Source organism: Streptomyces sp. NBC_01317, from assembly GCF_035961655.1.
GTDB lineage: Bacteria > Actinomycetota > Actinomycetes > Streptomycetales > Streptomycetaceae > Streptomyces.
In genome coordinates, this window is sequence record NZ_CP108393.1 from 88074 (window position 1) to 109720 (window position 21647).

The window sequence follows — 21647 nt, forward strand, 5'->3', positions numbered from 1 at the left end:
TTCATTTCGCCCCGGCCTGGAAGTGACGAAGCGGCGCGACGTGCGAACGCCGCCGGTATTCCGGTAAGTACGAGGGTGTCGGATGGATATACGAAGCAGGAACCGCGTGGTGGTCACCGGCCGCGAGGACGGGCCGGTGCTGATGCTGGCGCACGGATTCGGCTGCGACCAGAACATGTGGCGTCTGGTGGTGCCGGCTCTCGCGGAGGATTTCCGCCTGGTCCTCTTCGACCACGTCGGGGCCGGACGATCGGATCTGACCGCCTGGACCGCCGAGCGGTATTCGTCTTTGGACGGTTACGCGACGGATGTCCTGGAGATCTGCCGCGAACTCGGTCTGGGACCTGTCACGTTCGTCGGGCACTCGGTCAGTTCCATGATCGGCGTGCTCGCCGCGAACCGGGAGCCGGAGCACTTCGAGAAGCTGGTCCTGCTCACTCCCTCGCCCTGCTACCTGAATGACGGTGAGTACCGGGGTGGATTCAGCGCCGAGGACATCGACGAGCTGCTGGAATCCCTCGACAGCAACTACCTGGGCTGGTCCGGGGCGATGGCACCGGTGATCATGGGCAATCCGGACCGTCCCGAGCTGGGCGAGGAGCTGACGAACAGCTTCTGCCGTACGGATCCGGCCATCGCGCGCGCGTTCGCCCACACCACGTTCCGCTCCGACAACCGGGCCGACCTGCCGGGGGTGAGCATCCCCACGTTGGTGGCGGAATGCTCCGACGACGCGATCGCCCCGACCGGTGTGGGAGCCTTCGTGCAGGCCCGGATCAAGGGGAGCCGGCTGGTCACGCTGGAGGCGACCGGCCACTGCCCCCAGTTGAGCGCCCCGGAGGCCACCGCCATGGCCATCACCGCGTTTGTGCGGGACGTCCGATGATGTGCGAGACGGGAGACCCCGCGCCCGGCAGGCCCGAGTCCGGGGGCGGCGACGACGGAGACGGGGACGAGTACGGGGACGGGGACGGGGACAGGCAGCACAGCGGGAACGAGCGGGCCCTGTTCGCGTCCCTGCTGGAGGACAGCGCGGAGGACCTGTACGAGAACGCCCCGTGCGGCTATCTCTCCACCCTGCTGGACGGCCAGATCGCCAAGATCAACGGCACCCTGCTGGGATGGCTCGGCCACCGCCGCGAGGACCTCGTGGAACGCAGGCGCTTCGCCGACCTCCTGACCGTCGGCGGCCGGCTCTACCACGAGACCCACTTCGCCCCGCTGCTGCGCATGCAGGGCGAGATCAGCGGAATCGCGCTGGAACTGAGGACCGCCGACGGCGGGCGCCTCCCGGTCCTGGTCACCTCCACGGTGAAGCACAGCGCGGACGGGCAGCCGCTGCTCATCCGGACCACGGTCTTCGACGCGCGTGACCGCCGTGCGTACGAGATCGAACTGCTGCGGGCCCGCCGTGAGTCCGACCTGGAACGCGAACGGCTCCAACGCCTGAACGCCACACTCCAGCAGACGCTGCTGCCGCCGGCCCTGCCCCCGGTGCCCGGCCTGGAGGTCGCCGCGCACTACCGCATCGCCTCCGCCGACCTGGTCGGCGGCGACTTCTACGACCTGTTCGGCCTGACTCCGGGAACGTGGGGCCTGTTCCTCGGCGACGTCTGCGGCAAAGGCGCCGCGGCGGCGGCCGTCACCTCCCTGGCCCGCTACACCCTGCGCGCCGCGGCCGTCTACGACCCGGCCCCCACCACGGTGCTCGCCAATCTCAACACCGTCCTCAACCATGAGTACCAGGGCCACGACCCCCGGTTCTGCACCGCCATCTTCGGGGTCCTCACGCCGGACGGCGACGAGGGCGGCTTCCACGTCACGCTCGCCGGCGGCGGTCATCCGCCCGCGCTGCTGATGCGCGCGGACGGGTCCGCGGACTACCTGCCCACCCCCGGAGGGCAGCTCATCGGCGTCATCCCCGACGCCCACTTCGCCGCCACCACCGTGCGTCTGGGGGCGGGGGACACCCTCCTCCTGTACACGGACGGCCTGACCGAGGCCCGTACTGCCCCGGACGGCGGACGCTTCGGCGACGACGCGCTCCTCGACCTCGCCCGGGACCTGGCACCCACCACCGCACCCGCCGCCGTCGCGCACCTGACGGGTCTTCTCGACACCTTCGGAGAGGGGCTGGACGACGACACCGCCCTCCTGGCCATCAGCGTGCCCCTCCCCCGTACCGAGGAAGCCCGGTGAACCAGTTCAGCGTCCGCACCCGCGGCTCCACGGCCGGCCCGGTCCTCGAACTCGCCGGCGATCTGGCGTACGAATCGGCCCCGGAGGTCCGCGACCTCCTCCCCACCCTGGACCTGGAACCGGGCCAGCAGTTGCTGGTCGACCTCGGCGGCCTGACCTTCTGCGACTCCAGCGGCATCACGGTCCTCATCGCCGCCCGCAACCACGCTCTGGCCGCCCACGCCACGCTCGCTCTGGCGGCCGTCCCCCACCACGTCGCGCGCATCCTCCGCCTCGTCGGGCTCGAACCGGTCCTCACCACCTACCCGACCGCCCAGGACGCCACCGAGTCCTGGATCCGGGGGACGGCCGGCTCCTGAGACGGCCCGCCCCTCGGTGCCGGACCGTTCGGCGGCCATTCGGGTGAGGGGAAAACGATTCCTCCGTGGGAGGGGGTTACGGGCTGTCGCGGCCGGCGCGAGCATGCTGTTGCCCGGCGGTCCGCGCCGGGTCGCCGCCTGCTGATCCTGGTCGACTCGGAGGACGGGCGCGGCGTTGTCCCCGTACCCCGAATGTGAGCTCTGCTGTGGCACTGACAACGGCGACGATCGCCGCGGAACTGGAAGCGGCGAACAAGGTCGGTGATCCAAGAGCCGACACGCTGGTGTCCGAGCTGCTCGACAACAAGGAGATCGACGGGGTCAACGCCCTCTTCCGTACGGTCGGAACGCTCAAGCCGGGGCAGGATCTCTCCCACCTCCCCCCGAGACTGGCCGAGTTCCTCAAGGAGGCCGCGGCCCCGCCGCCGGACTGGTCCGAGTCGGACGTCAAGGCGGCGGAGAGCTTCTTCGCCCACCACCACGGTGAAGTCACCATGCTCCAGGGGACGGTGGGCCTGATCGGTACGTACCTCTCCCCCGCCGGTGCGTTCACCCTGCGCTCCACCGGCCGCCTCGGCGGTGTCGAGGGGCCCGGACGGCGGCTGTCGCAGTCCTCGCGGCTGTTCCTCGACATGGGCGACAAGAACGCGATGCGGGACGGGACGCTCGCGGCGAACGTCACCAAGGTGCGCCTGGTGCACGCGTCCGTACGGCAGTTGCACAAGAGAAGCGGCGAGTGGGACTACGCCACGTGGGGAGAGCCGGTCTCGCAGAAGTACACCACCGGCGCTGCCTGCGTGTTCTCCACCCAGATCCTGCAAGCGATGAGCCGCCTCGGCGTCGACGTGGCGAAGGACGACGCGAACGGGTTCATGTGCGCCTGGCACTACGTCAACCACTACCTCGGCACGGAGGAGAAGTGGTTGCTGCCGAAGGACGCGGAGCAGGTCGAGGCGCTGTGGAACCAGGAACGCGACAAGGAGTGGAAGAAGACCGACGACGGCGTCTTCATGACCGCGCAGGCCGTCGAGTTCTACAAGAAGTTCTACCCGCCGGGTGTGCACGACGCGTTCTTCGCGATGGTCCGCCATGCCCTCACCGACAAGTACGCCGACATGGCCGGGCTGCCCAGGAGCGTTCTCGGCGTGGCCGCCGGGCCGCTGGCGGCCGGTCACGGTCTGGTCAGCACGGTGGGCGGCGGCCTGCTGGGCGGCGGTGCCAAGAAGGCCGTGGGGGTCAACCCGTACAAGGAGGTTCTCGGCATCGCGTCCCGGGGGTACAACGGCGTGCAGAAGTTCGCGCTGACGCATGACCAGGACAACCAGCCGCAGATGCATCAGGAACTCCACGACAACCGCTGAGCCGCCACCCCGATCCGGCCCGCCCGCCACCCGCGACCCGCCGCCTGTCACCTGTCGCCCGCCGCCTGTGCCCGCCGACGGCCGGTCGCCGGTTCACCAGGTCACGGGCAGGGCGTGGAGTCCTCCGGTGACCTTGCCGTCGTGGGTGGTGGGCGCGGTGCGGGAGGTGTGGAGTCGTAGCCGGGGCAGGTGTGGGGGGAGGCTGCCGAGGATCGCGGACAGTCCCAGCCGGGCGAGGGAGGCCCCGGCGCAGTGGAAGTTGCCGTGCCCGAAGCCGACATGGGGGTTGGGCTCGCGGGTGATGTCGAACCGGTCGGCGTCGGTGAAGGCGCTCTCGTCGCGGTTCGCGGACTGCACGCAGAAGACCACGAGGTCACCGGCGCGGATACGGTCCCCGTGATGGTCGATGTCGGCCAGGGCGTAGCGGGGGATCCAGCTTCCGCCGGGGACGGCGAAGCGCAGGATCTCCTCGACCGCGCCGGACGCGGGCGCGCGGCCGGTGGCGAGCGCTTCGTACTGATCCGGATGAGTCAGCAGGGCGAGGACTCCGAGGGAGATCCGCGCGGCCAGGGTCTCGTACCCGCCGAAGTACAGCTGGTAGGCGCCTTCGAAGGCCTGCGCCGGTGTCAGCGGCCCGTCGCTGTCGCGGGCGGTCGCCAGGTCGGACAGAGCGTCGTCGCCCGGGTGCCGGCGCTTGTGCGCCAGGAGGTCCGTGAGGTAACGGACGAAGAAGGCGTGGGCGGTCGTGGCGCGGTCGCGGTCGTCGGTGCGCAGGTCGTCCGAGAGGGCGCGCATGCGGTCGTGGTCCTCGGGCGGGATGCCGAGGACGTCGAAGTTCAGCCGGGAGGCGAAGGGGTCGGCGAGCGCCGCGTGCAGATCCGCGGGCGCGCCCTCGGCGACCATGGCGTCGAGCAGTCCGGCGCAGAGCCTGCCGGCCTGCGGCCGTAACGCGTCGATACGGGAGGCACCGAAGCGGTGGGAGACCGCCCGGCGCCAGCGCCGGTGGTCCTCGACCTCCGTGTCGAAGTTGGCCTGGGGTGTGAACAGGGCCGCGTCCCACAGTCTGGGCGCGTGGTCCGGGTCGGCGTGGGAGCGGCCGATGCGTGGGTCCATGCCCAGTTTCCGCAGGTCGGCGCGGCGGGTCACCAGCCAGCCCGTGTCCCCTGCGGTGGTGCGCAACTTCGCCAGTCCGGGGCGCAGTCGGAGCGGTGCCAGCCCGGCCGGCTCCAGGAGCGGGGAGGCGGACCGGAAGGGCATCACGGGACAGCTCGGGCCGCCGTCCGCTCCGGTGTCCGACCGTTCGTCATGAAGGCCCGGTCCACCGGTATGGGGGCTCTGTTCGCCGGTGCGTAAGCCTTGTCCATCGGTCTGTTCCATACCACCGTCTCTCCGCCGTCGGGTCGTGGGCGTCAGTCCAGTGTGCTGTGTGCGTGCGCCGCGGTGTCCAGTGACTCGGTGAGGGTACGGAGTGTGTCCCGCAGGTCCGCCGCCTGGGCAGGGCTCAGGCCCGTGGCCGCCATGATCTGGGCCGGCACCTGCCGTACCCGGTCGCGCAGGGCGTTGCCGTCCGCCGTAGGGCGGACGGTCACCGAGCGCTCGTCGGCCGCGTTGCGTTCCCGCGTCACCAGGCCCGCCACCTCCAGCCGCTTCAGCAGCGGGGACAGGGTCCCGGAGTCGAGCCGTAGCACCTCGCCGAGCTGCTTGACCTGCATCTCGCGGTGTTCCCAGAGCGTCATCATCGTCAGGTACTGAGGGTAGGTCAGGCCCGTGGAGCCGAGCAGGTTCCGGTACACGCCGCTGAACGCCCTGGACGCCTTGAGCAGGTCGAAGCAGAGCTGGAGATCGAGGACCAGGCCGTCGCCGGTGTCTGCGGCTTCGGCCTTGGCGCCTGGTGACGGTTCTCCACCCATGCGTTCAGTCTACGCAGGTGGGCGGTCCGCCCATTTTGATTGTGCACGATTCAGTTGTGTACTATTTTTCTACGTACGCGGAGCGGATCGCCGCCCCCGCGCGTTGCGGGATCACCTGAGAGAAGTGGCAGACCCATGGTCAACAAGCTCGAAAAGGTCGTCTACACGGCGCACGCCCACACCACCGGCGGCCGTGAGGGTGGCGTCAGCCGGACCGACGACGGCGCCCTGGAGGTCAGCCTGTCCACGCCCGCCGCGATGGGCGGCTCCGGCGGCCCGGGCACCAACCCCGAGCAGCTGTTCGCCGCGGGCTATTCCGCCTGTTTCATCGGCGCGTTGAAGGCCGTCGGCGGCAAGTTGAAGATCAGGGTGCCGCAGGACGTGTCGATCGACGCTTCCGTCTCCTTCGGCCCGATCGAGAACAACGCCTTCGGCATCGCGGTCCGCCTGGAGATACACCTCCCGGGCCTCGACCCCGAGCAGCAGCGTCAGCTGGTGGACGCGGCGCACCACGTCTGCCCGTACTCCAACGCGACGCGCGGCAATGTGGAGGTCGACCTCGTCATCGCCTGAGTCCTCCGCTTCATGCGGACGGGGACGGGCCGGCCGGGCGGTTTCTCCGCCCGGCCGGCCCGTGCCTGTCAGCCGATTCGGGTGCCGTACACCTTGTCGACCGTCATCGTGATCAGGATTCTCCGGTCGGACACCATCACCGACCGGTACTCGTCCCAGTCCGGGTGTTCGCCGGCTGCCGCGCGGTAGTAGTCCACGAGGGTCCCGACCTCGGGACCGTGCGGGTCGTTCCCCGGCCCGACGAGGGTGGCCGTACCCTCGACCGTGGCCCACGACCGGCCGTCCTGACTGGTCACCTCCAGGGTGGCCCGGGGATCCCGGCGCAAGTTCGCGATCTTGGCGGTCTTCTCGGTCGTCGACACGCGGATGACACCGGCGTCCGGATCGTATGACGGCATGACAGGCGAAAGCTGGGGGCGGCCGTCGGACTTGATCGTCGCGAGGACGCCGAGCCTGCTGTGCGCGAGCAGCTCGTACGGGTCGAAGAGTGTGTCGGTCATGCTGACCACAACCCGTGACCGGACGCCGCGTATTCCGGGTCGGGCAGCCGCCGAGCGGTCATCGCCCGACGGCCATTCAGGGCTATGAGTACGCGTGCTCATGTGCGGGCGGCCGCTCGGTCGAAACTGGGCGCATGACACGAACTCCCGTACCGACGAGCATGATTGATCCCCCACCCGGGCCGGATGCCACGTCCCCCGGGCCGGATGCCACGTCGCCCGGGCCGGATGCCACGTCGCCCGGGCCGGATGCCACGTCGCCCGGGCCGGATGCCACGTCGCCCGGGCCGGATCCGGAGGTGGCCTTCCTGAAGATGCTCACCACGGTCGCGGAGCCGTGCGTGGTCGACAGCCCGACCGGGGAGGACCCGATCCCCGAAGGAGACAGGCCGCAGCTCCACGAGGAGCGCATCGGCCGGGCGCCCTCGACCTGGCTGATCCCACCGCCGCCCGCGTCAGAAGAACCCTGAACGACCTCGGATACATCGACACGCGTATCCACGGCCTCAAGCAGTCCGGCGCGACCACGCGCTTCTTCCTGGACCTGCGGTTCATGGGTTCCCGGCACGCCGTGAAGGGCGTGGCGGCCGGCACCAGGACCGTCGTCGAAGGATTCGGGGTGTCCGAGACAGGTCCGCCGACCAGGGAGACGCCCGCTGACGGCTGCGCGGTGTCCGCGCCTCGCACGCCCTGGGTACGGGATCCCTGTCGTCTACGTACCCCCGGCCGCCTCGACCACCTCGTCCGCCGCGCGGTCGGCGTCGTCGCCCGCGCGGCGCGGGCCCGGCACGTGCGCGTCGTGCGACGCCGCCGGTTCGCGGAGCACGAGTCGCGTGCCGATCACGCACACGACCCCTGCCAGGACAAAGCCGTACGGCGGGGTGCTCCCCGAGGGGTGGGTCTCGTACACGAGCGCCGCCGACAGCACCGCCAGTACGCTGCCGGCCCGGCCGTGCCAGGTGGTGGCGGCGATCATCGCCATGCCCCACAGCAGGTACCAGGGCTGCACCATCGGGGAGAGCGCGACCAGGGCCAGCAGCGCGAGCCCCAGCGCGTGGATCGGGTCCACGCGGCCACGCGCCGCCCGCCACGCGAGGTGCACGATCAACGCGAGGGCCGCCGCCAGGCCCAGGTTCTGGACCGCACTCTTGATCACGTCCGGATCGGTGCCGACGAGCGTGTGCAGTGCCTTCCCGAGGCCCAGGCCCAGGTCGCTGGTGGCCGACAGCGGGGTGTGTATGCCGCCCGCGACGCTCTGGGTCCTGAGCCAGCCGAAGCCGGTGCCGGCGATCAGTGTCACCACGACGGCGACCGCTCCGGCGACCAGGCCGGGCGCCAGCAGACCCTTCGCCGTCCGGCGTACGAGCGGGCCCGTCGCCGCCCTGCCGACGAGCACACCGATGAACAACAGGGCGAGCGCGGCAGGCGACTTGACCATCATGGCGAGCCCGACCAGCGCGCTGCCCGCGATCCACCTCCCGCGCAGGGCGCACACCACACCGGCCAGCAGGAGGCCGATCATCAGGCCGTCGTTGTGCATGCCGCCGACCACGTGGATGAGCAGCAGCGGGTTGAGCGCCCCGAACCGGAGGGCTCCGCTCTCGCTCCTGCCGTGCTCCCGGGCGAGGTGGCGCAGCCCCCACACGATCAGCACCAGCGCGCCGAGGGCCAGGAGTCGCATCCCCAGTACGGCGGGGACGATCGCCCCGTCCGCCGTCCAGGTCACGCCTCGGGCGAGGATCAGGAAGAACGGGCCGTACGGGGCGGGGGTGTCGGTCCAGTTGCCCCCGACGCTCGCGGCGGCGTCGCCGCCGAGGCCGCCGGGGTCGACGACCGACGGCCCGGCGGTGTAGACGTCGTGCCCTTCGATGACCATCGCGCCCTGGGCTATGTAGCTGTACACGTCGGCGCTGTAGAGCGGCGGTGCGAGCAGGAGCGGGGTCACCCACCAGGCGAGGGTGACCAGCGTGTCCCGTACGCGGGCCCCGGTCCTGCCGTACCGCCACCAGGCCACGACGAGCAGGGTCAGCCCGAGGTAGGCGAGGACGGCGCCCGCCACGCCGACGGCGGAGCCGTGCCGTACCCAGAGCCCCCACGGGTCACGGGCCGGCAGCGCTCCGGCGGCCCAGCCGCCCACGGCGATCGCGGCGGAGCCGACCGCACCCAGCCGACGGCATCCGACAGCGCTCATTGCCCACATGAGCGGTCAACCTATCGAAGTTTTGTCGAACGAACGCACGATGCTTCACACTCCCGTGGACGCCGTCCCGGCCGGACCGCGCCGTCCGTGGGGTCCGCCGCCCCGACACCCGGAGCATCCGGACGTGTCGGCCGGTGATCAGCTGAAATGCTGGCGCACCGCTCCTGCGGGACACTGAAATGAGGCAAGTTTTCCCTCCGAGGGGAGCACGGTCGTGTCCCAGTCGTTGAATGAATCCATCCAGCCGCGATTTCGTACCGTCGACGGATTGTCCATTCGTTTTGCCGAGAGCGAGGATCGCGGGGAGGACGTTCTTCTGCTCAACCCATGGCCGGAGAGTCTGTTCGCCTTTCGGCCGACGTGGTCGCGGTTGGCCGAACACCATCATCTGGTGGCGATCGACCTGCCCGGATTCGGTCATTCCGAACGCCGTGACGCGCTGATGTCCCCACGGGCGATGGGGGAATTCCTGCTTCACGTCGCCGAGGCATTCGACCTTGACCACCCGCACGTCGTCGGGCCCGACGTAGGCACCGGGACCGCTCTCTTCGCCGCGGCGCTCCACCCCGGGAAATGGCGCAGTCTTGTCGTCGGAAGCGGAGGGGCGGCCTTCCCTCTTCAGCTCAGCGGCATGTTGAAGGAGCTGGTCGAGAGCACCGACGTCGAGCAATACCGCAGCGCCGATCCGCGCGCTGCTGTCGCCGCCGCGCTGGCCACTCTTGAGCGGTATGTGATTCCTGACGACATCACCGAGGATTATCTCTCCGCCTACGACGGCGATCGATTTTTTGAATCGATGAGCTATGTGCGCACGTACCCTACGGATCTTCCCGCTCTCGGAGAGCTGCTGCCGGAGATACGGACACCGGTGCAGCACATCGCCGGCAGCCGGGACGGATTCGTCCCCCCGGTCAACTCCGAATACCTCCATGCGCGGCTGCCGCACAGCAAACTCGACATCGTCGACGCGGGGCACTTCACCTGGGAGGACGCCGCCGACGCGTACGCGGCGATCGTCACGGCGTGGTGGGACGGAGGGTACGCCGCCACGGGCTCCGGGGCGGTGGGCGCGGGTCGCGGGCGCGGCTAGGAGCGCACATCGACGGTGTCGCTGCCTAGGACAGCTATCCCGGCTTGCGCCATACGAAAACCTCGGTGCTCGGTCCCCGTTCGGAGAACCGACCGGACGGCGAGACCTCCCGGAGCAGCCGTTCGAGGTCCGCTTCAAAGGCGTCGCGGCGCCCGCCGAACAGGTGGGGTGCGGAGAACGAGTGGGAGAACACCCATGCGGCGACGTCCTCGCGGGTGCGGACCAGCGCCTGACCGCCCGGGACCACGAGCCGCTGAGGGCCGGCGAACCCGGCGCGGGTGAGTACGGCGGCCTCGTCGCCGGGTGTTCCGTGCAGGAGCACTCCCCGGCCCGCCCGTCGGACCGGCCCGAGGTATCGCTCGGTCAGGCTGGTGACGCCGGCATACGGGACCGCCGGGTGGGGCAGGCCGTCGGCGGTCCGGGTCTCCGTCTTCAGGTCCGCCACGTGCAGGAGAGCCCCGCCGGGTACGAGCATGTCCTTGACGGTCAACGCCACCAGATCGCGGTCCATCCAGTGGAAGGACTGGCCGAAGGCCGCGACGGTGAAGGTCCCGAGTCCCGCGGGGAGTTCCTCGGCCCGGGCCCGGACCCATGTGGTTCTGGTGGAGACACCCGCGTCGCCTGCCCGCCGCTCGGCCTCCGCGACCATGCCGTGGTCCGGGTCCACACCGACCACCTCATCGAACAGGTGTGCCAGGCTCAGGGCGAGGGTCCCCGGTCCGCATCCCACGTCGAGGAGGCGTCCCCGGCCGTCGGGGGTCAGGGTCTCGGCCAGTGCGTCGGCGAGTCCGGGCGCGTACGGGAGCCTCCCCCGCTGGTAGTACGGGGCCGACCCCAGGAACAGCGTGTCGTCCCACTCCCAGCCCTCAGGCATGCCGGCTCCCGTTTCTTCCGTACCCATGCCCTTCCGGGCGCGGACGTGTCCGGCCCGTCGGCGCGATGATTCCACAGCGCCGGCGCGGGAGGCCGGGGAGGGGCTCCGCGTATGCGAACCAGTACCAGGCACACGGCACCGACCCGACGCAGACTGGAACCATGAAGCACCACGGTGACACGCCTGGCCGGAACGAACTGGGGGACTTCCTGCGCGCACGCCGCGCCGCGCTCGATCCCCGGCGCATGGGCATGCCGGACGACGGCCGCCCCCGCCGGGTGCCGGGTCTGCGCAGGGAGGAGCTGGCCCAACTCGCCCATGTGAGTCCCGACTACGTCGTGCGGCTGGAGCAGGGCAGGACCCGCCGGGTGTCCCGCCCGGTCCTCGACGCGCTCGCGGACGCGCTCCAGCTGGCGCCGGACGAACGGTCGTACCTCTTCGCCGTGGCCGACGTCACCCAGGCCGCACCCACGCGACAGCCGGCCGAGCAGCGCGTCGATCCGCAGCTGCTGCGGCTGCTCGACGGCATGCCCGACATCCCGGCCCTCGTCCTCGGGCGCCGGCAGGATGTCCTGGCCTGGAATTCCGCCGCGGTGGCCCTGCTGATCGACTTCGGCGCGCTGCCGCCACGGGAGCGCAACCTGTTCCGGTTGACGTTCCTCGACGCGTCGTTCCGTTCCCTGTACGCGGACTGGCCCCGCGTCGCGCGGGAGTGCGTCGCGGTGTTGCGGATGGAGGCGGGCCGCAACCCCGGCGATCCCGTCCTGACCGCGCTGGTCGGCGAACTCAGCGTCCGCGACCCGGACTTCAGGACCTGGTGGGGAAGCCATCAGGTCCGGGGGCCCCGACAGCTGGCCAAGACCTATCGCCACCCGGTGGTGGGCACCCTCACTCTCGACGTACAGCAACTCTCCGTCGACACCCAGCCCGGCCAGCGTCTGACCACATACACCGCGCCACCCGACAGCCCCGCCGAGGAAGCGCTTCACTTCCTCCTCCGCTGGTCCGAAAGTGGATCTAGGCCCGTTGGTGGTGCGCGAGCAGCCGAGTGAGCAGGTCGGTCAAGGTCCGTCTGTCCTCGGCCGAGAGCGGGGCCAAGAGGTCGTCCTGGACCCCGTCGAGCGCTCGGTCCAGCCGTCCCAGTTGGCGACGTCCCGCAGGGGTGAGCGTCACCCTGTTGCGCCTCCGGTCGTCCGGGTCCGGCGTCCGCTCGACGCAGTCCTGCTCGGCCAGTTCGTTGATCGCCGCCACGACGTCGCTGCGGTCCATGCTGCACCGGCGGCCCAGTTCGGCCTGGCTGGCCCCCCCGAACTCGTCCAGCGCGGCCAGGATCCGGTAGTGGTATCCGCGCGCGCCCACCGCGCCGAAGCTGTCGGAGGCCAACCGGTGTGCGTACACCGCCACTTGGGTGAGCAGCCAACTCGGCTTCGCGGTCAGGTGCGCGGGGGTCTCTTCCACGAGAATCACTTTACATCGTTGGCGCCGCCAATGAATATCTGTATGGTTGGCAACACCAATGTTGGACAGGCCAATATTGGACCCGCCAACGAAAAGGTACACCTTGTCCACCAACACATTGATCGCCGACCGTATCGAGATAGCCGACCTGTTCGCCCGCTTCGCGCTCCTGCTCGACGAAAAGCGGTGGGACGACGCGGACACCGTCTTCACGGACGACGTGACGGCCCACTCGCCTCGCTCGGGCGAGGTCCACGGGCTCGACACGCTCGTCGGCTTCATGCGACAGGCCGGGGCCGGCGGCGAGCACACCCAGCACCTCACCACCGATCCGCTGGTGGACGTGGACGGCGACCGGGCGGCCGCCTCGGCGAACTCGCTCGTCCACTTCTGCCGCGACGGCGAGGCACCTCACCTGTCCAGCGGCCTGCGCGTGGTCTGCACCGTGGTCCGGACGCCTGCGGGCTGGCGGATCCGCGAGTCGCGGACCGTGGTCATCTGGACGAACCAGACGGGATGAACGAGATGGGGTGAATCAGACGGGGTGAACCAGAAGTGATCCCGGCCGGGATCGTCATGGTGGCTCCGTCGTGACGGTGACTTCGTCGTGTGCGCCGCGATCCCCGTTACGGATCGCGGCGCACGGACGCCGCCGGGTCGCGGGCCACCGCGTCGAGGGCCGCGCGCAGGTACGGCACCAGACGCTCCACGTCCGGGCCGTTCATCACCGTATTCCCGAGGAGCATCCTGCTCAGGAGGACCCCGGAGCAGATGGAGACCAGCAGGGCGGAGCGCGCGTCGGCATCGGCGCCGGGCAGCGCGTCGGCCAGCTTGCGCTGGTAGTTGCCCTCGATGCTGGCCCGCATGATCGCCGCGGCCCGTTCGTTGGAGGCCGAGCGGAGTGTGAGCAGCAGCCCGTCGGAGGCGACCTCGTCCTCGCCCGTCAGCAGGGCACGCGCCGCCTCGCCGGTCACGTCCGGCGTCATCATGAGCGACTTCTGGTAGGCGAGGTCGACGACCTCCGCGAACAGGCCTTCCTTGGAGCCGAAGTACCGGCTGATCAGGCGCGTGTCCACGTCCGCCGCCCGGGCGATCTCGCGCACCCCCGCCCCGTCGTACCCCAGCCGCGTGAAGACCTCGCGGGCCGCCCGCAGGATGGACGCCCGGGTCGCCGCCGCGTCCCTGCGGCGCACCGGCGCGGGAGAGGGAAGGTCGTCCTCGTTCATGCGGCCAGGATATCGGTCCCGGCGTCTCCCACCGGCGGTCGGCGCTTGCATGTCCACATGCGAGGACTTACGATGTCCTCAAGCGTGGACATAACCGCTTGTCCGGCTGCGAACGACAGAATCACGAGGTTTTCCCATGCCCGTCCCCCAGCGCACCCTCGGCTCGGCCGGCCCCACGGTCGGCGCCGTCGGCTACGGAGCCATGAGCTTCGCCAGGCCGTACGGCCAGAGCGACACCGACACCGACGACACCGCGGACGACCTGATCAGCCGGGCCGTCGAGCTGGGCACCACCCTGATCGACACCGCCGATGTGTACGGCCCGAGCGAGGAGATCATCGGCAAGGCCGTCGCGCGACGCAGGGACCAGGTCGTCCTGGCCACCAAATTCGGCATCGTCGCGCCACCGTCCGCCGACAGGCCGCCCGTCGTCGACGGGACGCCGTTGTACGTACGCCGGTCCATCGAGAAGTCGCTGGCGGCCCTCGGCACCGACCACGTCGACCTCTACTACCAGCACCGCGTGGACCCGGACGTCCCCATCGAGGAGACCGTCGGCGCCATGGCGGAGCTCGTCGCCGAGGGCAAGGTCCGCCACCTCGGCCTCTGCGAGGCCGCCGCCGACACCATCCGCCGGGCGCACGCCGTGCACCCCATCGCGGCGGTGCAGACGGAGTGGTCCCTGTGGTCCCGCGACATCGAGGACGAGATCTTCCCGCTCTGCCGGGAACTGGGCATCGGCATCGTCCCGTACAGCCCGCTCGGCCGGGGCATGCTCACCGGGAAGCTCACCTCGCGCGACGAGCTGGCCGAGAACGACTACCGGCGCGGGATGCCGCGCTTCGCCCGGGCCGCGTTCGACGCCAATCTCGCGGCCGTCGAGACGGTACGACAGGTCGCGGACGCCCACGGGGCCGCGCCGGGGCAGGTGGCGCTGGCCTGGCTGCTGGCGAAGGCCCCGGACGTCGTACCGATCCCCGGCACCCTCCACGCCTCCCGTCTGACGGAGAACAGTGCCGCGGCCGGCCTGACCCTCACGGCGCAGGAGATCGGCCGCCTCGACGCGATCCCCGTGAGCGGCGACCGGGAGAGCGTACTCGGGCAGAACTGGTCGTACGGGGTCACGCCCCAGCGCTGATCGGGCTTCGGCCTGCCTCTGGTCCGGCGCGGGTCCTCCGGCCGTCTCCGACTTCCTGGTGCCGTGCCTGGTACCGGCCCGCATAGGCAGCCTCCTCCCTGGCACCCCGCCCGCCACGGAGTGACAGTGGAGGGAGGCCGCCGGTCTCCCGGTTCGGACAAGCTCGGAGAAGATCATCATGAGGACAGACGTCACATTCCCCAGCGGCGGGCTGAAGCTCGCCGGCCACCTCTACACCCCGGACGGCCCTGCCTCCGCCCCCGGCTCCGGTGAGGGGATCCGTAACCCCTTCCCGGCGATCGTCGTCGGTCACCCCGCGAGCGGCGTCAAGGAACAGGCGGCGGGTCTGTACGCCGAACGCCTGGCCCGCGAGGGGTTCATCGCCCTCGCCTTCGACGCCGCCCACCAGGGCGAGAGCGAAGGCACCCCGCGCGGCCTCGAGGACCCTGCCCACCGCGTCGAGGACATCAAGGCCGCCGTGTCCTTCCTCAGCGCGCGCGCCGAGGTGGACCCGGACCGCATCGGGGCTCTCGGGATCTGTGCCTCCGGCGGCTACGTCGTCCCGGCCGCCGCCACCGACCACCGGATCAGGGCTGTCGCCACCGTCAGTGCCGCCGATGTCGGCCGCCAGTTCCGTGAGGGCGCCGACGGTGCGCAGGACCCCGCGGTCATCCAGGGGATGCTCGACGCGGCCGCCGCGGCCCGGACCGCCGAGGCCCGTGGCGAGGGGGTCGGGGAGTTCCCGATCTTCCCGGCCACGGAGGAAGAGGCCAGGGCGCTCGGCCAGCACGCCTTCGAGGGCTGGGAGTACTACTGCACCGACCGCGCGCGGCACCCGCGTTCCGCTAAGTCGTTCACCTGGAACAGCGTCGACCGCATCGTGCCCTTCGAGCCGTTCCGTTTCATCTCGCTGATCGCCCCGCGCCCGCTGCTCATGATCGTCGGAACGGAGGCAGTCACCTCGCACATGACCACCGAGGCCTTCGCGGGCGCGAGGGAGCCCAAACGGCTCCGCTGGATCGACGGTGCGAGCCATGTCGACCTGTACGACACGGACACGTGTGTCACCCCGGCGATGGCCGAGCTGACCGACTTCTTCGGGAGCCGGTTGAGCAGTCCGGTGTCGGTGAACTGACAAGGGGAACGTACGGGGGGCACGCGACCGTTGACCGTTCGGCAGGAGTGGATCGAAGTCGACAGCGCGGAGGGAGCCTTCGATGGCTGTGAGCGACATGACGCGGGGTACGCGCCTCGCCGCCCACGGTGCCGTCTCCACCTCCCTCGCCCTGCTGAGTGACCATGAGCTGCACGCGCTGGTGGACACCGCCGTGCCGCTGGGCACCGGAATCGGAGGACAGTCGGCCCTGTTGGACGTCGGCGGAACCCCGGTCTTCGTCAAGCGGGTGCCCCTCACCGATCGGGAGCGGCACCCGGAGAACGCGCGGTCCACGGCGAACGTGTTCGAGCTGCCCGCCTTCTGCCACTACGGCATCGGCGGCCCGGGCTTCGGGGTCTGGCGAGAACTCGCCGTACACACCATGACGACGAACTGGGTGCTCGCGGGGGACCACGAGGGCTTCCCCCTCATGTACCACTGGCGGGTCCTGCCGGACTCGACGCCTCTGCCCGACGCGCTGGCGGACGTCGAGAAGACCGTCGCCTTCTGGGGCGGCGGCTCGGAGGTTCGCCGTCGCGTCGAGGGTCTTCAGCGGTCGTCGGCGAGCGTCGCCCTGTTCCTGGAGTACATCCCGCGCACGCTCCACGCGTGGCTGGGCGAGCAGATGGACGCCGGCGGCGAGGTCGCGGACCGGGCCTGCGCCATGGTGGAGCGAGGCCTGGAAGCCGGGACCTCGTTCATGAACGCGCGCGGACTGCTGCACTTCGACGTCCACTTCGAGAACATCCTCACCGACGGCCGGCGCCTCTACTTCGCGGACTACGGCCTCGCACTCTCCTCCCGGTTCGAACTGGCGCGGGAAGAGGCCGGCTTCTTCGCTCGTCACCTGACCTATGACCGCTGTTACAGCGTCTCGTACCTGGTCAACTGGCTGGTGACGGACGTGTACGGGTACGGGAAGGACGACCGCGAGGCGCGGGTGCGCGCGTACGCCCGGGGTGAACGCCCCACGGGATTGCCGGAGACGGCCGCCGCGATCCTCGCGCGCCACGCGCCGCTCACGGCGGTGATGGCGGACTTCTTCCGCGAGCTCCGGGACGAGAGCAGGGACACTCCGTACCCGCTGGCGGCGATCCGCCGTACGGAACACCGAGGTGCCCCTACTGGTCGGACAGGGGCCCCAACCCGGTCGTAGCCCGGGTCGGGGCCCCTGTCGTGTGACGCGGAAAAACGGCGTCGACAGCCCAGTGGCTGCCGGGCGTCATCGCCGCGCGCTCTGTGGCAGGACCGCCCCTCAGAGGGCGGCGTCACCGGCGGCCGACCCGAGGACGCTCTCCAGCAGCTCGTCCAGCTTGACCTCGGTGGCTCCGGCCGGCGCTGTGGTCTTCTCGCCCTTGCCCACACGCAGCACCAGCGCGAGCTTCTTCACCTTCGCGTTCTCGGCCAGCTTGGCGAGGTCGACGGACACCTCGGTGAGTGCGCCGTTCTTGAGGGCGAAGTCCGCCGCGACCTTCACGTCCGGGGCGTCCTTGAAGTCCTTGTCCGCCGGGAATTCGATGCCCGCCGGGAGTTCCTTGGCCAGCGGACGGATCCCGTCGAGGAGTCCGGTGAGCAGCGTACGGAAGGGAGCGGTGGCGGTGACGTGCTCCGTACCGTCCTTGTCGCCCGCGGTCTTGAACTCGACCTCACGGGCGATGACTCCGCGCAGGGCCTTCACTATCTTGTTCTGCGTCTTGGCGTCGAGCGTGGGTTCCGCCGACGGCTCGCCCTGGCTCAGGGCGTCCTGCTGAAGCTCCTTCGTCGCGACCTTGACCCATTCGCCCTCAAGGATCTTCTTGAACGTGCCCGCGTCCTCGGGCAGTTCGTCCGCGGGCGGCGCGGGGGTGCCCGTCGCGCTCGAAAGCGTGGCCACGTCGGCGCGGAAGTAGGTGTAGTCGCCGACGACCCGGTATTCCAGCAGGTCGCCCTCGGGGCTGCTGACCTTCATCCCCACGCCGGTGAAGTCCTTCTCGCCGGACTCGGCGAGCGGCTTCTTCGACTGGACGGACAGGGAGATCTTGGCACCGCTGAGCAACTCGGCGACCTTGTCCGGCAGTTCCTCGCCCGGCGCCGCGTCGGCATCCAGCGCCTGCAACGTCTTGGCGTCGGCGTCCAGGTCCAGCTCGAAGGAGAGCGAGCGCTCGGCGCCGAGCTTGTCGAAGGCACGGTCGAGCTTCTGCCCGGCGGAAAGGTTCTCCACCGTGCCGCAGGCGGCGGAGCCCGCCAGGACCGCTGTGACGACGGCGGTGGCGGTCAAGGTCTTGCGTATAACAGAAATGGTGGTCTCCTCATGGGTACGACCAAGGTGCTGGTCATCCCTAAGACCCCCCGGCCCGCCGCGAAGTTGCACGTGCACGCGGAGTCGTGACCAGTTCGTTGCCGTAGGGCACCTTTACCGGCGCGCGGGCGCGGTTCGTCCGCCGAGGTCCGCCTGTGGCCCCGGGCGTAGATCCATTGTCCCGGGGCCCGGAAGCCCCTTGTCACCCCTCGCGGGGAATGATCACGAGCCGGAGCTGAGCGGAGGGCTCTCGTACGAGAAGTCTCTCGTCCGTCAGAAGCCCGCCGCCGCGGCCTCCGCCACCGCCTGGTCCTGTTCGCCCGAGCCGCCGCTGACACCGACTCCGCCGATCACCTTGCCGTCGCGGTGGAGCGGGATGCCACCGGCGAAGATCATGACCCGGCCCTGGTTCGATCCGCTGATTCCGAAGAACTGCGCACCCGGCCCGGCGTTGTCCGCGAGATCCTTGGTGGTGATGTCGAAGGCGCGGGCGGTGAAGGCCTTGTTGATGGAGATGTCGATGCTGCCGATCCAGGCGTCGTCCATCCGTATGTGAGCCACGAGATTTCCTCCGTGGTCCACCACGGCGATGTTGCTGGGCCGGCCGATGTCCCGGGCCTTTTTCTCCCCGGCCTCGATCACCCTCCGGGCATCGTCCAGGGAAACCGTCTCGATGGTGGTCATGCCGCCCTGCCTCCCATGGTCAGCGTCGCGGTCGTCCGGCCCGGAGAACAGAAACCAGGGCCCGGCACTCCGTACCCCCTCAGCTCTTCCAGCGTCCCACGGCGGAACAATCTGTCAATTCATAGCTGCGGCTCGTCACCTGGCCGCCCGGTGGGGCGTCTTGTGGGCCGCGCAACTGATACACGTTCTCGCCGTGGGGCGGGCGGTGAGCCTCTCCGGGGAGATCGGGCCTCCGCAGCGCTCGCAGACCCAGTATTCGCCGGTACGGATGCGCTCGGCGGCTCGCTCCAGGTCGTCGAGGTCGGCGTGTGCCTGCTTCAGGACGTCCCTCAGCTGCGCCCGCTCGAACGCGACCGTGGCGCCTTCCGGATCGTGCTCGTCGTCGTTGGCCACCAGCGCCGACGCCTGTACGACGTCGTCCCACAGGCGCGTCAACGACTCGATCAGCCGCGCGCTGCCCGCCCGGGCCTCGTTGATCGCTTGCGTGGCCGCCCTCCGCCGGGCCGGCGAGCCTCCGTCACTGTTCGTACGACGTTCCATGGCAGATCGCAACAAAACCCGCCAATCAACTATTCCGGTCTTCCGGCGGTGACGGGGGTGACAGGGCCCGGCCACCGGACGCCGCGGCCGCTCAGCGGCCGATCGCGGGACGGGCCGTGCGGTCTCCGGGGTGTTACTTACCGATGGCGTCCAGCTCAGCGATCGCGTCGGCCGGCAGTTCCAGCTCCGCCGCGGCGACGTTCTCGCGCAGGTGGGCGACCGAGGAGGTGCCGGGGATCAGGACGGTGGTGGCGGAACGCTGGAGCAGCCAGGCCAGGGCGACCTGCTGAGGCGAGGCGTCCAGGCGGACGGCGACGTCGGTGAGCGTCCGGGACTGGAGCGGGGTGTAGCCGCCGAGAGGGAAGAACGAGGCGAAGGCGATGTTCTCGGCCGCGCAGCGGTCCACCAGCGCGTCGTCCTGGCGGTTCGCGAGGTTGTAGAGGTTCTGCACGGTGACGACCGGTGCGATCCCCTGCGCCTCGGTCAACTGGGCGTCGGAGGCGCCGCTGAGGCCCAGGTGACGGATCAGGCCCTCCTGCCGCAACTCCGCGAGCGCGCCGAACTCCTCCGCGATGGACTGGTCGGACGCGCCTTCGAACGACGCCAGTCGCAGGTTGACCACGTCCATGGTCTCCAGGCCGAGGTGTTCCAGGTTCTCCCGGACCTGGGCCTTGAGTTTCCCGGGCTCCAGTGAAGGGACCCAGCCCCCGTCACCGGTCCTGCGGGCGCCGACCTTGGTGACGATGTGCAGGTCGGCCGGGTACGGGAACAGCGCCTCCTTGATGATCTCGTTCACGACGACAGGACCGTAGTAGTCGCTGGTGTCGATGTGCGTGATCCCGAGGTCGACCGCCGCGCGCAACACCGCCACCGCCTCGTCCCGGTTCCCGGGCGGCCCGAAGACGCCGGGGCCGGCCAGCTGCATGGCACCGTAACCGGCGCGGCTGAGGATGAGATCGTCGGCCGGAGCGAGAGCCCCACCGGGGAGATTCCGGGTCATTTGTTCCTCCAGGAGCGTTTCGCGGCTTTCTCTTGATCCATTCTGTCCCGGACGTGCCGGCTTGTGCGTCTTGACCGTGCCGGGCACCCGGGTGCGGCGGTCCGCGGCGGGGCCCGGGGCCGGGCGGCGCGGTCAGCGCAGGGCGGCGATCTCCGTGACCGCCGCTCGTGACGCTTCCTCCACCAGCCGGATGCCGGCTTCCTGGGTGGTGTGGCCGTTCGTCAGGACCGCCAGGAAGTAGGACCTGCCGTGGATCTCGATCCGGCCGATGCTGTTGACGTCCCACTTCTTGGTCAGGGACCGTTTCAGCCAGCCGTTCTTGAGGGCGGTCGCCGCCGGGTCGTCTGCCGCGGCGGAGACGCCCCAGTCCTGTCCCGGGGCTATGTGGTGCATGAGTTTCCGGATGTACGCCCGCGATTCCGGCGTGAGCGGCGACTTGGCATCGAACACGCTCTGGAGCAGCCGTACTTGATCCTCGGCCGTGGTCTGGCTCACGCCCCAGACCGTGCCGCCACCGCCCTGGGTCTCGACGAGGCCGAGCCGCTTGTTGGCCGCGTCGAGCCCGGTCGCGCTTCCTATGACGGTCCACAGTGCGCTGGTCGCGTCGTTGTCGCTGTTCTCGATCATGTCGGTGGCGTAGGTCCGCTCCTTCGCCGTCAGCTCCCGCTCGGCGTCCTGTGCCTGGAGCAGGAGCGTGGCGAGGATGTCGACCTTGACGATGCTGGCCGTGTCGAAGGTGCCTCCACCGTACGTGGCCCACTTGCCGCTCGTCGTGTCCAGCAGCGCCACGGACAGCCCCCTCCCGGCCAGGCCCGGGGTGACGGCGGCGAGGGCCGGTGCCAGATCCGCCGGGGCGGGGGTCGGGGACGCGGTCGGCGCGAGGCCGGAGGACACCCCGCTCTTGGCTTCGGTGCTCTCGCCGCCGCCCTCGCCCTGGCTGGTCGCGGCGCCGTACGCGGCGAGGGCGGCCGCCAGCAGCGCGGCGCCGGTCGCCGTCCACACCACCCGCCGTCTCCTGGCCCTTCGACGGCGCCGCTGCTCCCTGCGGGAGCGGGAGCGGGAATGGCGCCGGCCGGGCATGTCCTCATGCACGCGTTCGAT

The 21647-nt window shown here is 70.3% G+C and carries 24 protein-coding genes; 12 read left to right on the forward strand and 12 right to left on the reverse strand.

Annotated elements, in window-relative coordinates:
• The first annotated feature begins 82 nt into the window (after positions 1-82).
• The 4 genes from OG349_RS00275 to OG349_RS00290 all read left to right on the forward strand — a co-directional run bounded on the left by OG349_RS00275 (position 83) and on the right by OG349_RS00290 (position 3919).
• Entirely contained in the window at positions 83-886 is an 804-nt protein-coding gene (locus tag OG349_RS00275) for an alpha/beta fold hydrolase (RefSeq protein ID WP_327232601.1), read from the forward strand.
• On the forward strand, positions 883-2199 hold the full coding sequence (locus OG349_RS00280) for a PP2C family protein-serine/threonine phosphatase (protein ID WP_442806170.1): 1317 nt from the start codon (positions 883-885) through the stop codon (positions 2197-2199). Before OG349_RS00275 ends, OG349_RS00280 begins: the two co-directional genes overlap by 4 nt.
• A complete protein-coding gene (locus tag OG349_RS00285) occupies positions 2196-2558 on the forward strand; it encodes an STAS domain-containing protein (RefSeq protein WP_327232602.1) in 363 nt (120 codons plus the stop codon). The genes OG349_RS00280 and OG349_RS00285 overlap by 4 nt, the downstream gene beginning before the upstream one ends.
• A 206-nt stretch (positions 2559-2764) precedes the next feature.
• A complete protein-coding gene (locus OG349_RS00290; RefSeq protein ID WP_327232603.1) occupies positions 2765-3919 on the forward strand; it encodes an oxygenase MpaB family protein in 1155 nt (384 codons plus the stop codon).
• 93 nt (positions 3920-4012) lie between these two features.
• Here the strand turns inward: OG349_RS00290 and OG349_RS00295 are convergent, their stop codons facing one another.
• On the reverse strand, positions 4013-5176 hold the full coding sequence (locus OG349_RS00295) for a cytochrome P450 (protein WP_327232604.1): 1164 nt from the start codon (positions 5174-5176) through the stop codon (positions 4013-4015).
• 152 nt (positions 5177-5328) lie between these two features.
• A complete protein-coding gene (locus OG349_RS00300) occupies positions 5329-5829 on the reverse strand; it encodes a MarR family winged helix-turn-helix transcriptional regulator (RefSeq protein ID WP_327232605.1) in 501 nt (166 codons plus the stop codon).
• A gap of 135 nt (positions 5830-5964) precedes the next feature.
• On the opposite strand from OG349_RS00300, the gene OG349_RS00305 reads away from it, so the two are divergent.
• Positions 5965-6402, forward strand: a complete 438-nt coding sequence (locus OG349_RS00305) for an organic hydroperoxide resistance protein (protein ID WP_327232606.1) — start codon at positions 5965-5967, stop codon at positions 6400-6402.
• A 68-nt stretch (positions 6403-6470) separates the two neighbouring features.
• On the opposite strand, the gene OG349_RS00310 is transcribed toward OG349_RS00305, so the two are convergent.
• Complete coding sequence (locus OG349_RS00310) at positions 6471-6902, reverse strand: PPOX class F420-dependent oxidoreductase (protein ID WP_327232607.1); 432 nt, start codon at positions 6900-6902, stop codon at positions 6471-6473.
• Positions 6903-7201: 299 nt separating this feature from the next.
• On the opposite strand from OG349_RS00310, the gene OG349_RS00315 reads away from it, so the two are divergent.
• Positions 7202-7372, forward strand: coding sequence for a hypothetical protein (locus tag OG349_RS00315; RefSeq protein WP_327232608.1), 171 nt, complete (start codon positions 7202-7204; stop codon positions 7370-7372).
• Positions 7373-7614: 242 nt separating this feature from the next.
• Here the strand turns inward: OG349_RS00315 and mptB are convergent, their stop codons facing one another.
• Complete coding sequence (gene mptB, locus OG349_RS00320) at positions 7615-9102, reverse strand: polyprenol phosphomannose-dependent alpha 1,6 mannosyltransferase MptB (protein ID WP_327232609.1); 1488 nt, start codon at positions 9100-9102, stop codon at positions 7615-7617.
• Between the two features lie 214 nt (positions 9103-9316).
• Between mptB and OG349_RS00325 the strand changes: the two genes are divergently transcribed.
• Complete coding sequence (locus tag OG349_RS00325; protein WP_327232610.1) at positions 9317-10192, forward strand: alpha/beta fold hydrolase; 876 nt, start codon at positions 9317-9319, stop codon at positions 10190-10192.
• A 34-nt stretch (positions 10193-10226) separates the two neighbouring features.
• Here the strand turns inward: OG349_RS00325 and OG349_RS00330 are convergent, their stop codons facing one another.
• Positions 10227-11066 carry a class I SAM-dependent methyltransferase gene (locus OG349_RS00330; RefSeq protein WP_327232611.1) on the reverse strand — a complete coding sequence of 280 codons (840 nt, stop codon included), beginning with the start codon at positions 11064-11066 and terminating at the stop codon, positions 10227-10229.
• A gap of 161 nt (positions 11067-11227) precedes the next feature.
• Between OG349_RS00330 and OG349_RS00335 the strand changes: the two genes are divergently transcribed.
• Positions 11228-12118, forward strand: a complete 891-nt coding sequence (locus tag OG349_RS00335; protein ID WP_327232612.1) for a helix-turn-helix transcriptional regulator — start codon at positions 11228-11230, stop codon at positions 12116-12118.
• Here the strand turns inward: OG349_RS00335 and OG349_RS00340 are convergent.
• Complete coding sequence (locus OG349_RS00340; RefSeq protein ID WP_327232613.1) at positions 12084-12524, reverse strand: MarR family winged helix-turn-helix transcriptional regulator; 441 nt, start codon at positions 12522-12524, stop codon at positions 12084-12086. The genes OG349_RS00335 and OG349_RS00340 overlap by 35 nt on opposite strands.
• Before the next feature lie 103 nt (positions 12525-12627).
• Between OG349_RS00340 and OG349_RS00345 the strand changes: the two genes are divergently transcribed.
• The gene (locus OG349_RS00345) at positions 12628-13044 is read left to right on the forward strand and encodes a nuclear transport factor 2 family protein (protein WP_327232614.1); all 417 of its coding nucleotides are present in this window, start codon (positions 12628-12630) and stop codon (positions 13042-13044) included.
• Positions 13045-13150: 106 nt separating this feature from the next.
• Here the strand turns inward: OG349_RS00345 and OG349_RS00350 are convergent, their stop codons facing one another.
• Entirely contained in the window at positions 13151-13750 is a 600-nt protein-coding gene (locus OG349_RS00350) for a TetR/AcrR family transcriptional regulator (RefSeq protein ID WP_327232615.1), read from the reverse strand.
• Between the two features lie 136 nt (positions 13751-13886).
• Here OG349_RS00350 and OG349_RS00355 point away from each other — a divergent pair, with 136 nt between their 5' ends.
• From OG349_RS00355 to OG349_RS00365, 3 genes are all read left to right on the forward strand, one after another.
• Positions 13887-14888, forward strand: coding sequence for an aldo/keto reductase (locus tag OG349_RS00355; protein WP_327232616.1), 1002 nt, complete (start codon positions 13887-13889; stop codon positions 14886-14888).
• Positions 14889-15066: 178 nt separating this feature from the next.
• On the forward strand, positions 15067-16023 hold the full coding sequence (locus OG349_RS00360; RefSeq protein WP_442806171.1) for an alpha/beta hydrolase: 957 nt from the start codon (positions 15067-15069) through the stop codon (positions 16021-16023).
• A gap of 82 nt (positions 16024-16105) precedes the next feature.
• Positions 16106-17200 (forward strand): protein kinase family protein, encoded by a 1095-nt coding sequence (locus OG349_RS00365; RefSeq protein WP_327232617.1) that lies wholly within the window; start codon positions 16106-16108, stop codon positions 17198-17200.
• A gap of 99 nt (positions 17201-17299) precedes the next feature.
• On the opposite strand, the gene OG349_RS00370 is transcribed toward OG349_RS00365, so the two are convergent.
• From OG349_RS00370 to OG349_RS00390, 5 genes are all read right to left on the reverse strand, one after another.
• Positions 17300-18301: a hypothetical protein gene (locus tag OG349_RS00370; protein WP_327232618.1), complete on the reverse strand. Its 1002-nt coding sequence runs from the start codon at positions 18299-18301 to the stop codon at positions 17300-17302.
• Positions 18302-18595: 294 nt separating this feature from the next.
• A complete protein-coding gene (locus OG349_RS00375) occupies positions 18596-19006 on the reverse strand; it encodes a GlcG/HbpS family heme-binding protein (protein ID WP_327232619.1) in 411 nt (136 codons plus the stop codon).
• A 135-nt stretch (positions 19007-19141) separates the two neighbouring features.
• Complete coding sequence (locus OG349_RS00380; protein WP_327232620.1) at positions 19142-19546, reverse strand: TraR/DksA family transcriptional regulator; 405 nt, start codon at positions 19544-19546, stop codon at positions 19142-19144.
• Between the two features lie 133 nt (positions 19547-19679).
• Positions 19680-20546: an oxidoreductase gene (locus OG349_RS00385; protein ID WP_327232621.1), complete on the reverse strand. Its 867-nt coding sequence runs from the start codon at positions 20544-20546 to the stop codon at positions 19680-19682.
• A 132-nt stretch (positions 20547-20678) separates the two neighbouring features.
• Positions 20679-21638, reverse strand: coding sequence for a serine hydrolase (locus tag OG349_RS00390; protein ID WP_327232622.1), 960 nt, complete (start codon positions 21636-21638; stop codon positions 20679-20681).
• Between the last annotated feature and the right edge of the window lie 9 nt (positions 21639-21647).

Coding starts and splice junctions, on each gene's coding strand:
- OG349_RS00275 (WP_327232601.1), top strand. CDS start 83: ATGGATATACGAAGCAGGAACCGCGTGGTGGTCACCGGCCGCGAGGAC.
- OG349_RS00280 (WP_442806170.1), top strand. CDS start 883: ATGATGTGCGAGACGGGAGACCCCGCGCCCGGCAGGCCCGAGTCCGGG.
- OG349_RS00295 (WP_327232604.1), bottom strand. CDS start 5,176: ATGCCCTTCCGGTCCGCCTCCCCGCTCCTGGAGCCGGCCGGGCTGGCA.
- OG349_RS00300 (WP_327232605.1), bottom strand. CDS start 5,829: ATGGGTGGAGAACCGTCACCAGGCGCCAAGGCCGAAGCCGCAGACACC.
- OG349_RS00305 (WP_327232606.1), top strand. CDS start 5,965: ATGGTCAACAAGCTCGAAAAGGTCGTCTACACGGCGCACGCCCACACC.
- OG349_RS00310 (WP_327232607.1), bottom strand. CDS start 6,902: ATGACCGACACACTCTTCGACCCGTACGAGCTGCTCGCGCACAGCAGG.
- mptB (WP_327232609.1), bottom strand. CDS start 9,102: ATGTGGGCAATGAGCGCTGTCGGATGCCGTCGGCTGGGTGCGGTCGGC.
- OG349_RS00330 (WP_327232611.1), bottom strand. CDS start 11,066: ATGCCTGAGGGCTGGGAGTGGGACGACACGCTGTTCCTGGGGTCGGCC.
- OG349_RS00335 (WP_327232612.1), top strand. CDS start 11,228: ATGAAGCACCACGGTGACACGCCTGGCCGGAACGAACTGGGGGACTTC.
- OG349_RS00350 (WP_327232615.1), bottom strand. CDS start 13,750: ATGAACGAGGACGACCTTCCCTCTCCCGCGCCGGTGCGCCGCAGGGAC.
- OG349_RS00355 (WP_327232616.1), top strand. CDS start 13,887: ATGCCCGTCCCCCAGCGCACCCTCGGCTCGGCCGGCCCCACGGTCGGC.
- OG349_RS00360 (WP_442806171.1), top strand. CDS start 15,067: ATGAGGACAGACGTCACATTCCCCAGCGGCGGGCTGAAGCTCGCCGGC.
- OG349_RS00365 (WP_327232617.1), top strand. CDS start 16,106: ATGGCTGTGAGCGACATGACGCGGGGTACGCGCCTCGCCGCCCACGGT.
- OG349_RS00375 (WP_327232619.1), bottom strand. CDS start 19,006: ATGACCACCATCGAGACGGTTTCCCTGGACGATGCCCGGAGGGTGATC.
- OG349_RS00380 (WP_327232620.1), bottom strand. CDS start 19,546: ATGGAACGTCGTACGAACAGTGACGGAGGCTCGCCGGCCCGGCGGAGG.
- OG349_RS00385 (WP_327232621.1), bottom strand. CDS start 20,546: ATGACCCGGAATCTCCCCGGTGGGGCTCTCGCTCCGGCCGACGATCTC.